Below are 13015 nucleotides of genomic sequence, written 5' to 3' on the forward strand. Positions count from 1 at the left end.
GTATAAAAGTGCGTCTCATCGGCTAACCAGATGAAATTACCTGACGAACCTATTTTTTTTATGATGATTCCAGGCGTTAAGCTGAATACTAATTCGCGATCTTGTGCGGGATAAGTTCGATAAAGTTCATTATCAATGAACGTCCAAAAAGCGTTATTAAGATAGGTAATATTTTCGCTCTCTTGTGAAAGCACTGAGCCACGCCGGGGAAGGATGTTTTGTCCATCAAAGAAAACCACTTTGCCATGCACATCGTGTATCCAAATTCCCCCTTCTTCACCTAAAAACAAATTTTGTGCGGCAAAAATTTTTCCTTGAGCCTGAGCTGGCAATGGATAGAAGATGGAAGGTGCTTTGTCTAGAGCTTGTGTCCCCTGCGCTAATAAAAGCGTCAGAAAACCCAAGATCCAGAGCAAAGGTTTAAAATAGTCGTTCTTTCCTTTCAACAGACAGAGCCTCAATCAATATCACGCCAAATTGCAAACTGTTTTTTCGTGGCGATAATTATCAAAACATTCTAACCAAAGATAAGGCTTTTTGAAGCTAAGAAAGCGACAATCTGTGAATCTTTATCCTAGATTTCAGTGCAGATCGTACAACATACAATACAGCGTACATCTATTGAGACAAACAAGTGTAAAAGTTGTTACTCAGCTGATTTAACAGCTCAAAATAACTGCCACTTTTCACTTTGATATCTGCGCCTAATGGATCAAGTACTCCCGTTTTAACCTTAGTGCCACGAGTCACAGTATCAATCACCGCCGGAGTAAACTGAGGTTCTGAAAACACGCATTTCGCTTCATTATTAATGATTGAATTTTTAATGGTGATTAGGGTTTTAGCACCCGGCTTTCTGTCAGGACTAACGGTAAAATGGCCGAGGTTATTCAAATGGTATTGCTGTTCAAAATAGCCGTATGCATCATGAAAAACATAATATCCTTTATCACTAATTTTGCTCATCTTCTGCGTGATTGCTTGATGGGTCGAATCTAATTGAGCTAAAAAGCGGACTAAGTTTACTTTATACTGCTCGGCATTAGCGCTATCACTTTTCACTAAACTTGCGGTAATCGCCGCTGCCACTTGCTTGGCTTGATCTGTTCCAAGCCAAAAATGTGGGTCATACATACCATGGTGATGCCCATCATGATCGTGTTGTTCGCCACTGAGCTCTCTCAGTGTCAGGCCATCAATTTGGCTGATGGTCAAAACGTTGTGGTGACTCGCTAATGTCTTACTTAAGAATGGCTCAAGGTCTTTTCCATACCAAATCACTAAATCCGCCGCTCTGATTTTTTTAACATCAGAAGGGCGCAACGCATAGTCATGCGGTGAGGTATTTGCCCCCAGTAGTACTTCTGGTTCATTCACATCGAGAGTCAATTCATATGTAATCATCTGAATCGGCTTAATGCTGGTCAAAATGACCGTAGACCACGCCAAAGGCGATAATGTTATTAAGCAAAGAAGGAGCATAATCTGACGCAACATGATGGTTTTTCCATTCGGTATATAGCGTTAAAGGGAACGAAATGTTACATTATAACACTTCCGAATTGCAAATAAGTTCCATTCATGTCCAACTTAATTCAGCTGCAAGGCATTTGTGTCGAATTCAACAACCGCCGTGTTTTGGACAATGTCAGTATCAACCTAGAAAAAGGGAAGATTACCACACTGATAGGTCCTAATGGTGCGGGCAAGTCGACGCTCGTTAAAGTATTGCTCGGGCTACAGCCCGTCCATAGCGGAACGATGACGCGCGTAAAAAACCTTAAAATTGGTTATGTTCCTCAAAAGTTAAAACTTAATGACGCGTTACCACTCCCCGTTAAACGATTTTTAAGTTTGGCTGGACGTTTTAGTCAACAAGAGTTGCTAGACGCACTCAGACTAGTCGGGGCCGAGCATCTTCTTGATTATGATATGCATAAGCTGTCCGGTGGTGAAACACAACGGATTCTTATCGCCCGTGCATTGCTACAGCGCCCAGATATTCTAATTCTTGATGAACCAGCTCAAGGTGTTGACGTGCAAGGGCAAATTGATCTGTATGATCTTATCGATGCCATACGACATCGTTTCGGCTGTGGTGTCTTCATGGTCTCTCACGATTTGCATCTGGTGATGGCAAAAACGGATGATGTTATCTGTCTTCATCACCATGTTTGCTGTTTCGGTTCACCTGCAACGATTACTCAACACCCAAGCTATATCGCATTATTTGGTACGCGCAATCGCGAAGCCTTAGCTTTTTACCATCACAAACATCAGCATCATCACGACTTAGCAGGCCAACCTGTGAAAGGAGATGCAACTTGCTGTTCAAATCATTCACACGGTCACCATCATGATTGAATTTCTTCTTCCATCAATATTAGCAGGCCTTGGTATTGCCGTTATCGCAGGTCCCCTTGGGTCATTCGTGGTTTGGCGAAAAATGGCTTATTTTGGCGATACCCTCGCACACGCCTCGCTGATGGGATTGGCGCTAGGCTTTTTGCTTGATATCAACCTTTATCTTGCGTTGCTCGTTTGCTGTCTTGGGCTTGCAATCATTTTGGTTACTATGCAGAAACAGCAGCTTGTGGCGACAGACACTTTGCTCGGCATTCTCGCTCACAGCTCGTTATCCATTGGTCTCATTGCAGTAAGCTTCCTTGATAACGTTCGCATAGATTTAATGAGCTATCTCTTTGGCGATTTATTGGCGGTAAGTTTTACTGATTTAGCCTTCATTTGGGGAGGAGCAATTGCAGTAAGTGCACTGCTATTTCTTTTTTGGCGTCCATTACTTTCAACTACAGTGAACGAAGAACTTGCGTTTGTTGAGGGCATAAACGTTGATTTAATGCGTTTGCTGCTGATGCTATTGATTGGGGTGGTGATTGCACTAGGAATGAAATTTGTTGGTGCTCTGATTATGACATCGCTGCTGATTATTCCCGCGGCGACCGCTAGGCGACTCACAAAAACCCCAGAGCAAATGGCAATATTGGCTTCTTTGGTTGGCGCTTTAGCTGTGCTGGGCGGGCTAATCCTCTCGTGGCATTTTGACACACCTGCAGGCCCTTCGGTTGTCGTGACAGCTACAACGATGTTTATGTGCAGTCAACTTGTAAAACGCTAGTATCAAAACCTATTGAATCTAAAGTAAAAACCCCGAAACAAGGTTCGGGGTTTGTCTTCAAACTGAGGGAGGCGTGATTACCACCCCGTCACTTCACGCAATGCTTTTCCGATATCAGCAAGGCTTTTGACGGTTTTCACACCCGCGGCTTCAAGCGCTGCAAATTTCTCATCAGCTGTCCCTTTACCACCAGAAATGATAGCACCAGCATGGCCCATCCGTTTACCCGGAGGCGCTGTCACACCAGCAATATAAGACACAACCGGTTTCGTGACATTCTCTTTAATGAATGCCGCGGCTTCTTCTTCGGCTGTACCACCGATCTCGCCAATCATCACAATCGCTTCAGTTTCAGGATCGTCTTGGAATAGTTTCAAGATATCAATGAAGTTAGAGCCCGGGATTGGGTCACCGCCGATACCAACACACGTTGACTGACCAAAGCCTTCATCTGTTGTTTGCTTAACGGCTTCATAAGTTAGCGTTCCTGAACGAGAAACAATACCCACTTTTCCTTTCTTATGAATGTGGCCTGGCATGATGCCGATCTTACACGCATCCGGTGTAATCACACCCGGACAGTTCGGGCCAATCATACGCACACCAGTCTCTTCGAGCTTCACTTTTACGTCAATCATATCGGTAGTCGGTATACCTTCAGTGATCGTCACAATAAGTTCAATACCAGCGTCAATTGCTTCTAAAATAGCGTCTTTACAAAATGGTGCAGGTACATAAATAACGGTTGCCGTTGCACCCGTTGCTCTCACTGCGTCACGCACCGTATTAAATACAGGCAGACCAAGGTGAGTTTGACCACCTTTACCCGGGGAAACCCCACCGACCATTTGTGTACCGTAGGCAATCGCCTGTTCGGAGTGGAAAGTTCCCTGACCACCAGTGAAACCTTGGCAGATTACTTTGGTGTCTTTATTAATAAGTACCGACATTATTTACCCTCCGCCGCAGCAACAACTTTCTGAGCTGCGTCCGTTAACGACTCAGCTGCAATGATATCAAGACCAGAATTTGCAAGTACTCCGCGTCCTAATTCCGCATTTGTACCTTCCAAACGCACGACTACGGGAACCGTTACACCAACTTCTTTCACCGCGCCGATAATGCCTTCTGCAATCATATCGCAACGTACGATACCGCCGAAAATATTCACCAATACGGCTTTTACGTTGTCATCAGACAAAATGATTTTGAACGCTTCAGCAACACGCTCTTTGGTTGCACCACCACCAACATCAAGGAAGTTTGCAGGTTTTCCGCCATGAAGGTTAACAATATCCATAGTGCCCATTGCAAGGCCAGCACCGTTCACCATGCAGCCAACATTGCCATCAAGAGCAACATAGTTCAGTTCCCACTGAGCAGCATGAGCTTCGCGCTCATCTTCTTGTGAGAGATCGTGCATTTCGCGAAGTTTAGGTTGACGATAAAGTGCGTTTGAGTCGATGTTGATCTTGCCATCAAGGCACAACAAGTTCCCTTCAGCGGTGACAACTAATGGGTTGATTTCTAGCAATGCAAGATCATACTGGGTAAACATAGCGCCAAGACCTAGAAAGATCTTCACAAATTGCTTAATTTGGTCGCCTTCCAAGCCAAGTTTGAAAGCAAGTTCGCGGCCTTGATAGGCTTGCGGACCAACCAAAGGATCAATTGCGGCTTTATGAATCAGCTCCGGAGTCTCCTCCGCTACTTTTTCAATTTCCACGCCGCCTTCTGTTGAGGCCATGAACACGACACGACGAGTCGCACGGTCAACAACAGCGCCTAAGTAAAGCTCATTCGCGATATTAGAGGCTTCTTCAACCAAAATTTTTGATACTGGCTGGCCATTTGCGTCCGTTTGATAAGTAACCAGATGTTTACCTAGCCATTTTTGAGCAAACTCTTTGACACCATCTTTAGTGTCGTGCAACTCAACGCCACCCGCTTTACCGCGACCACCTGCATGCACTTGACACTTAACAACTTTCTTCGCTGTACTAATCCGACCCGCCGCTTCAAAAGCTTCTTGTGGAGTATCACAGGCATAACCTTCCGGTACAGGCAAACCGAATTCTGCAAACAGCTGTTTGGCTTGATATTCATGCAAATTCATTATGTTCTTCCGTTTGTTTATCCCTTAGGGGATTTATTATTTCCATAAAGCGGCAGCTATGCTGCGCCATATATCTGTAGGGTGCTTCTCAAATTAAGCGGCTGCAATTTATCCAAGAGGATAGCTTGTAGCCTTTTGCTTAAATGAAGGCTAGACGTGAGCCTGCCTAGCCTTACATTCACTGAACAACGTTCAGTGAGGTTACACGTCCAGTAGCAGACGTGCTGGATCTTCAAGTAGCTCTTTTACTGTCACAAGGAAACCAACTGACTCACGGCCATCCACCAAACGGTGGTCGTAAGAAAGTGCTAGGTACATCATTGGTAAAATTTCTACTTTGCCATCCACAGCCATTGGGCGGTCTTGGATTTTGTGCATACCCAATATGGCCGCTTGCGGCGGATTGATGATCGGTGTTGACATTAACGATCCAAACACACCGCCATTCGTAATTGTGAAATTACCGCCAGTCAGTTCTTCAACCGTCAATTTGCCATCTCTTCCTTTGAGTGCAAGCTCTTTGATGCCCTTCTCAATTTCGGCAAGGCTTAGCGTATCGCAATCTTTAAGAACCGGAGTCACTAAGCCACGAGGCGTTGAAACTGCCATGCTAATATCAAAATAGCTGTGATACACAATATCTTGGCCATCAATAGATGCATTCACTTCTGGGTAACGCTTTAACGCTTCTGTTACCGCTTTCACGTAGAAAGACATAAAGCCTAAACGAATACCGTGTTTCTCTTCAAACAGACCTTGATATTGCTTACGCAGATCCATGATAGGCTTCATGTTAACTTCATTAAACGTCGTCAACATCGCCGTGCTATTTTTTGCCTCAAGCAGGCGCTCCGCAACACGTTTACGCAAACGCGTCATCGGTACACGTTTTTCACTGCGCGCCATCGCAACGACAGGCTCAGGTTGACTTGAAGCAACTGCTGACGCTGATTTTGCAGCCGCTAGATGAGCATCAATATCTTCACGCGTGATACGTCCACCCACACCAGAGCCTTTCACTTGGCTTGCTTCCAAACCATGCTCGGCGAGTAAACGGCGTACCGCAGGGCTAAGCGCATCATTCGTTTCGTCTGTCAGTGTGGCTTTGTGGCGTTTATCAGGAGACGGCTCTGTATCGTTGGTGGTATCTTTCGTCGGTTCACCTGCAACGGCACCGGGTTTCAATTTCGCCAATAACTGTTTCGAAAGCACCGTCGCACCTTCTTGCTCGATAATGGCTTCGAGAACACCCGCCTCAGGCGCTGGCACTTCAAGAATTACTTTATCAGTTTCAATCTCAACGAGTACTTCATCACGAGCGACGGCTTCACCTGGCTTTTTATGCCATGTCGCGACTGTTGCATCAGCCACTGATTCAGGTAGATCTGGAACCAGAATTTCAATTGTCATAATCTGTGTCTTCCTTTTACTTCTAGTTCGTTAAGCTAGGGTCAGAGCGTCTTCAACCAACGCTTTTTGTTGTTTCAAGTGTACCGACATATAACCAACGGCTGGTGATGCTGATGCAGGGCGACCTGCGTATTTCAGATCAGCACCGGCTGGAATGGCAGAACGGAAGTTATGTTGGCTACTGTACCAAGCACCTTGGTTTTGAGGCTCTTCTTGGCACCATACATAGTCAACAACATTAGTGTATTGAGCGATAGCCGCTTCCACTTCTTCTTTCGGGAATGGATATAGCTGTTCAATACGGACGATAGCAACATCACCTTGTTCGTTATTGCGGCGCTGTTCAAGCAGGTCGTAGTAAACCTTACCAGAGCAGAACACAACACGTTTGACATTCGCTGGGTTGAGATCGTCAACTTCGCCGATAGCCGGCAAAAACGATCCGTCAGCCAAGTCTTCCAGTGTTGAGATACATAGTGGGTGACGCAGCAACGATTTTGGTGACATAACGATCAATGGTCGACGCATTGGACGAACAACCTGACGACGCAGCATGTGGTATACCTGCGCTGGCGTAGAGGGAACCACCACTTGCATGTTTTGTTCGGCACACAGTTGCAAATAACGCTCTAGGCGTGCTGATGAGTGTTCCGGGCCTTGTCCTTCATAACCATGAGGTAGCAGCATGGTTAAACCACACAAACGCGCCCATTTTTGTTCACCGGAAGAGATGAACTGGTCAATCACAACTTGAGCTCCATTGGCGAAATCACCAAACTGAGCTTCCCAAATCGTCAAACCACTCGGCTCCGCTGTCGCGTAGCCATATTCAAAAGCTAGCACTGCTTCTTCCGACAAAACCGAATCCAATACTTCAAAAGGACCCTGTTTATCATGGATATTCGCCAATGGAATATAGGTACTTGCGTCACTTTGGTTATGCAATACCGAGTGACGGTGGAAGAAGGTTCCACGCCCAGAGTCTTGCCCCGAAATGCGGATTCGCTTTCCATCATCAACTAAGGTTGCATAAGCCAGCGTTTCAGCCATACCCCAATCGAGAAGCTTCTCTCCATTAACCATCGCTTGTCGGTCGGTATAGATTTTATCCACACGACTTTGCAGTTTATGGCTTTCTGGATACTGACAAATTCGGTTACCTAGCTCTTTTAAACGCTCAAGGTCAACTTTACTATTCCATGGCATATCCCATTCATGGCCAATATACGGTGACCAATCAACAGAATGCAGTGCCATTGGACGCCACTCTTTCACCACGACTTCACCATGGTCCAGAGCATCACGATATTCGTTGACTAACTGTGTGGCAATCTCGATATCAAACTCACCACGCTCTATCAAAACATCGGCATAAAGCTTACGCGGTGTAGGATGCTTTTTGATCTTTTGATACATCAGCGGTTGAGTTGCGTTTGGCTCGTCGGCTTCGTTATGGCCGTGACGGCGATAACACACCAGATCAATGACGACATCACGCTTAAATTCATTACGATAATCGAGTGCAATGCGGGTGACGAAAGCAACTGCTTCTGGATCATCAGAATTGACGTGGAAAATGGGGGCCTGAACCATCTTAGCGATGTCAGTACAATACATAGTCGAGCGTGTATCACGAGGGTTTGACGTGGTAAAACCAACTTGGTTGTTAATAACAATACGTACCGTCCCTCCCACGCAATAACCACGCGCTTGAGACATGTTAAATGTCTCGGCAACGACACCTTGGCCAGCGATAGCAGAGTCACCATGAATCGAAATAGGTAGCACTGTCGAACCGTCTTCATCTCCCAATCGATCTTGTCGAGCACGAACTGAACCAATTACGACTGGGTTAACAATTTCAAGATGCGAAGGGTTAAATGCTAAGGCTAGATGCACATCACCGCCGGGTGTCGCAAAGTCAGCAGAGAAACCTTGGTGATATTTAACATCACCCGTTCCCCAGCTTTCACCATGCTTACCCGCAAACTCGTCGAACAGATCTTGAGGTTTTTTACCTAAGACGTTGACGAGCATGTTAAGACGACCACGGTGCGCCATACCAATCACAACTTCACGCATACCTGTGCTACCAGCATGACGGATCAACTCTTTCATCATTGGGATGAGCGCGTCACCACCTTCCAAAGAAAAACGCTTAGCACCGGGGAATTTCGCGCCTAAATAACGCTCAAGTCCTTCTGCGGCTGTCAATTCTTCGAGAAAAATTCGTTTTTCTTCTTTGCTGAAAGAAGGTTGACCAACGACTGATTCAAGACGTTGTTGTATCCAACGCTTTTGTTCAGTGTCGATAATGTGCATGTATTCTGCACCGATGGAACCGCAATAGGTTTTGTTGAGGGCTTGATAAATGTCTTTCAATTTCATTGTCTCTTGCCCGATAGCAAAAGAGCCGACATTGAAAGTTTCTTCGAAGTCACCTTCGTTAAGATTGTGGAACGCTGGGTCTAATTCTGCCACTAATGGGCGTTGCCATAAACCTAGGGGGTCGAGTTGAGCCGCTTCATGACCGCGAAAACGGTAAGCATTAATCAGCTGCAAGACTCTTACTTGCTTAGCATCGACATCTGGATCACTAACTTGGACATTGTAATGCTTTGTTTCTTTCGCGAGTCGTCGGAAGTAGTCACGGACACGTGAATGTGGCTGTTCAACCACATTGTCAGCTTGCGCAGGCAAGCCATCAAAAACACGTTTCCACTCCTCACTTACCAGATCAGGATCACTTAGATACAGTTCGTAGAGGTCCTCTACGTAAGTTGCATTGGCGCCAGCCAAGTGTGAAGACTCGAGCCATGCCTTCATCACGCCGTTGTGCATATTTTCCCTTAACCAGTAGTTTTCACGTTTGCTTCGGTCTATGCCGAGCTATAAAAGGCAGGTCCGAAGACCTGCAATTTTTATTCATTTTAAACCGAACGGTTCACAAGCATTGATTTGATATATCCAATGGCTTTCGTCGGATTTAATCCCTTAGGACAAACACTTACACAATTCATGATGCCATGGCAACGAAAAACGCTAAAAGCATCATCAAGATTAGATAAACGTTCATCTGTTGCGGTATCTCGGCTGTCAATTAGCCAACGATAAGCCGCCAACAAACCTGCTGGGCCGATAAACTTATCCGGGTTCCACCAGAAAGAAGGGCATGAAGTTGTGCAGCAAGCGCACATAATGCACTCATATAAACCGTCTAAATGCGCTCGCTCTTCTGGTGATTGCAAGTTCTCACGAGCCGGAGGCAAGTTTCCGTCAGTCACAAGGTAAGGTTTAACCTTCTCGTAATTTTCATAAAACTGGGCCATATCGACAATTAAATCACGGACGACTGGTAGCCCCGGCAGAGGTCGAATAACAATCGTGCCTTTGGCCAAAAGCGCGGATAATGGAGTGATACACGCTAATCCATTTTTACCGTTCATGTTCAAACCGTCAGATCCACACACTCCTTCACGGCACGAGCGACGAAAAGCAATGGTAGGATCTTGCTCTTTCAGCAAAATGAGTGCATCCAACAACATCATGTCAGAGCCCTCTTCGACTTCAAGCAGATAATCCTTCATGTAAGGCTTTTGATCGACATCCGGATTATAGCGATACAAAGAGAATTTCAATTTCATAATAGTGCCTTCTCCTTAGTATGTGCGCGCTTTAGGCGGAAACGCTTCACGATAAATGGGTTCCATATTTACGCTACGCTTCGACATGCTTTCAGTCTCAGGGTTGTAAATTGAATGGCATAACCAATTAGCATCATCGCGTTCAGGATAGTCAAAGCGAGCGTGGGCTCCACGGCTTTCGGTACGATAATTTGCAGCAACCGCGGTAGCAAATGCTGTTTCCATCAAGTTTTCCAGCTCTAAACACTCGATCCGTTGAGTGTTGAACTCGGTTGACTTGTCTGAAAGATGTGCGTTCTTCAAACGTTCACGAATCACTTTAAGCTCTTCAAGACCTTTAGCCATCGCTTCACCTTCACGGAACACCGAGAAGTTATTTTGCATACAACGTTGCAGATCTTTACGAATTTGCGCGGGATCTTCACCACCTGTACTGTTTTCCCAGCGGTTGTAACGTTCTAGCGATTTTTCAATGTCCGCTTCTGTGGCAGGTTTTGCGTCCGCTTGCTTTTTCAACGTTTCGCCCAAATGCAAGCCTGTTGCTCGGCCAAAGACCACTAAATCCAGTAGAGAGTTACCACCCAAACGGTTCGCGCCATGCACCGATACTGATGCAATTTCACCACACGCAAACAAACCTTGAACTTCCACATCAGCGCCTTTAGCATCTTGCTTAATCGCCTGACCTGAAACTTGAGTCGGTACTCCTCCCATCATGTAGTGGCAGGTTGGGATCACTGGAATCGGTTCTTTAACTGGATCGACATGAGCAAACGTACGTGACAACTCACATACGCCCGGCAGACGAGATTCCAGAGTTTCTTTGCCAAGGTGATCCAGTTTAAGCTTGATGTGTGGACCCCATGGACCATCGCAACCACGACCTTCACGGATCTCAATCATCATTGAGCGGGCTACTACATCGCGACCAGCCAAATCCTTCGCGTTTGGTGCATAACGTTCCATGAAACGTTCGCCATCTTTATTTAAAAGATAACCACCTTCACCACGACACCCTTCCGTCACAAGAACGCCAGCACCAGCAATCCCTGTTGGGTGGAATTGCCACATTTCGATATCTTGCATTGGGACGCCAGCGCGGATAGCCATGCCCACGCCATCACCCGTATTGATGTGCGCGTTGGTGGTTGAAGCATAGATACGGCCAGCTCCGCCAGTCGCTAATACTGTGGCTTTAGATTTGAAATAACAAACTTCGCCTGTTTCCATACACAAGGCGGTACAGCCAAGTACTGCACCCTCTTCATTTTTCACTAAATCAAGTGCGTACCACTCAGAGAAAATAGTGGTCTTATATTTAATGTTTTGTTGATACAAGGTATGAAGTAGTGCGTGACCAGTACGGTCAGCGGCAGCAGCGGTTCGAGCCGCTTGTTCACCGCCAAAGTTTTTGGATTGCCCACCAAATGGGCGCTGATAAATGGTGCCATTGTCAAAACGAGAAAAAGGCAAACCCATTTTCTCTAGTTCAATCACCGACTCTGGACCATTCTTACACATGTACTCGATAGCATCTTGGTCACCGATATAGTCGGAGCCCTTCACCGTGTCATACATATGTTGTTCCCAGTGGTCCTCATGCGCGTTGCCTAACGCAACGGTAATACCACCTTGAGCCGAAACCGTGTGAGAACGTGTTGGAAAAACTTTAGAAAGCAGAGCACAGGATAAACCTTGCTCTGAAATTTGCAGTGCTGCACGCATGCCAGCACCACCAGCGCCGATCACTACGGCATCAAATTCACGAACTGGAATAGTCACTTACGCACCCCACAATACAAATAAGCCAGAGAAGAAGTATCCAAAGAGCACTGCGATAACGACCAATTGCAGGCCACCACGCAATTTAGAACACTTAATGTAATCCGTTAATACTTGCCATAAACCGATCCAACCATGGATAAGGACAGAGACTAACGCCAGCATTGTGAAGACTTTGGTAAAGGTTCCACCAAAAAACTGTGTCCATGAAACATAGGAGATATCACCAGAGAAAGCACAGAAGCTGACTAGGTAGATAGTATAAAGAGTCATAATGATCGCAGAAGCACGGATCAGCAGATAATCATGCACTCCGTTACGACCAAAAGAAGAAACATGTTTTACCATACCAATACTCCCGCTAAAACTGAAAGCACTGCTGTTGCGATGAAGGCGACTTTGGCACTCATAGCCCCTGACTCCAGCTCTTCAAAGTGGCCCAGGTCCATCAACAAATGGCGTATACCACCTGCAATGTGGTAAGACAGCGCGGTTAAAATTCCCCATAAAATAAATTTTGCGAAAAAGCCATTCACAATGTTGCTGGCTTCCATAAAACCTACCGGAGAACTTAACGAGAGGGAGAGTAACCACAGCAAAATTCCGACCGCAACGAACATCATCACCCCAGACACTCGGTGTAGGATGGATGCAATCGCACTGATCGGAAAGTGAATGGTCTGTAAATCTAAATTAACAGGTCTTGACTTTCTTTCTTTCACGGGCTTGCTCACTCAGCTCCATTGAGCATTTATAGTTATAAATGAATTTTGGTTGTAAAACCCATAAAAGTTAACATTATTTTAACACAAAAAGCCTGATATCGCGCAGTTAAATGTAATAATTTCGTTAACAAAAAAGACAGAATGCAATACTGAAATACAGTTTCTAGCCTTTTATTTATAAGGTGTTCACCAAAATTTTCAG

11 protein-coding genes and 1 pseudogene are annotated in these 13015 nt (G+C 45.6%); 2 read left to right on the top strand and 10 right to left on the bottom strand.

Going from position 1 to position 13015, the window contains the following annotated elements:
• A pseudogene (locus B9J84_RS08880) lies at positions 1-446 on the bottom strand (AraC family transcriptional regulator); the annotation flags it as partial.
• Between the two features lie 172 nt (positions 447-618).
• On the bottom strand, positions 619-1497 hold the full coding sequence (znuA, locus tag B9J84_RS08885) for a zinc ABC transporter substrate-binding protein ZnuA (RefSeq protein ID WP_017045228.1): 879 nt from the start codon (positions 1495-1497) through the stop codon (positions 619-621).
• Between the two features lie 84 nt (positions 1498-1581).
• Here znuA and znuC point away from each other — a divergent pair, with 84 nt between their 5' ends.
• On the top strand, positions 1582-2364 hold the full coding sequence (gene znuC, locus B9J84_RS08890; RefSeq protein WP_013856354.1) for a zinc ABC transporter ATP-binding protein ZnuC: 783 nt from the start codon (positions 1582-1584) through the stop codon (positions 2362-2364).
• Positions 2357-3136, top strand: coding sequence for a zinc ABC transporter permease subunit ZnuB (znuB, locus tag B9J84_RS08895; RefSeq protein ID WP_013856353.1), 780 nt, complete (start codon positions 2357-2359; stop codon positions 3134-3136). Before znuC ends, znuB begins: the two co-directional genes overlap by 8 nt.
• Positions 3137-3213: 77 nt before the next feature.
• On the opposite strand, the gene sucD is transcribed toward znuB, so the two are convergent.
• The 8 genes from sucD to sdhC all read right to left on the bottom strand — a co-directional run bounded on the left by sucD (position 3214) and on the right by sdhC (position 12822).
• Complete coding sequence (gene sucD, locus B9J84_RS08900; RefSeq protein WP_094123974.1) at positions 3214-4086, bottom strand: succinate--CoA ligase subunit alpha; 873 nt, start codon at positions 4084-4086, stop codon at positions 3214-3216.
• Positions 4086-5252: an ADP-forming succinate--CoA ligase subunit beta gene (gene sucC / locus B9J84_RS08905; RefSeq protein ID WP_013856351.1), complete on the bottom strand. Its 1167-nt coding sequence runs from the start codon at positions 5250-5252 to the stop codon at positions 4086-4088. The genes sucD and sucC overlap by 1 nt, the downstream gene beginning before the upstream one ends.
• A gap of 201 nt (positions 5253-5453) precedes the next feature.
• Positions 5454-6662 (bottom strand): 2-oxoglutarate dehydrogenase complex dihydrolipoyllysine-residue succinyltransferase, encoded by a 1209-nt coding sequence (gene odhB / locus B9J84_RS08910; protein WP_013856350.1) that lies wholly within the window; start codon positions 6660-6662, stop codon positions 5454-5456.
• A 30-nt stretch (positions 6663-6692) separates the two neighbouring features.
• Positions 6693-9503, bottom strand: coding sequence for a 2-oxoglutarate dehydrogenase E1 component (sucA, locus tag B9J84_RS08915; RefSeq protein WP_094123975.1), 2811 nt, complete (start codon positions 9501-9503; stop codon positions 6693-6695).
• A gap of 89 nt (positions 9504-9592) precedes the next feature.
• Complete coding sequence (locus B9J84_RS08920; RefSeq protein ID WP_094123976.1) at positions 9593-10306, bottom strand: succinate dehydrogenase iron-sulfur subunit; 714 nt, start codon at positions 10304-10306, stop codon at positions 9593-9595.
• 15 nt (positions 10307-10321) lie between these two features.
• A complete protein-coding gene (gene sdhA / locus B9J84_RS08925; protein WP_013856347.1) occupies positions 10322-12088 on the bottom strand; it encodes a succinate dehydrogenase flavoprotein subunit in 1767 nt (588 codons plus the stop codon).
• Positions 12089-12436 (bottom strand): succinate dehydrogenase, hydrophobic membrane anchor protein, encoded by a 348-nt coding sequence (gene sdhD, locus B9J84_RS08930; protein ID WP_010318675.1) that lies wholly within the window; start codon positions 12434-12436, stop codon positions 12089-12091.
• Positions 12430-12822 carry a succinate dehydrogenase cytochrome b556 subunit gene (gene sdhC, locus B9J84_RS08935; RefSeq protein WP_010318676.1) on the bottom strand — a complete coding sequence of 131 codons (393 nt, stop codon included), beginning with the start codon at positions 12820-12822 and terminating at the stop codon, positions 12430-12432. The genes sdhD and sdhC overlap by 7 nt, the downstream gene beginning before the upstream one ends.
• Between the last annotated feature and the right edge of the window lie 193 nt (positions 12823-13015).

Origin of the sequence: Vibrio sp. V03_P4A6T147 (genome assembly GCF_002241085.1) — a bacterium.
Taxonomy (GTDB): Bacteria; Pseudomonadota; Gammaproteobacteria; order Enterobacterales; family Vibrionaceae; genus Vibrio; species Vibrio anguillarum.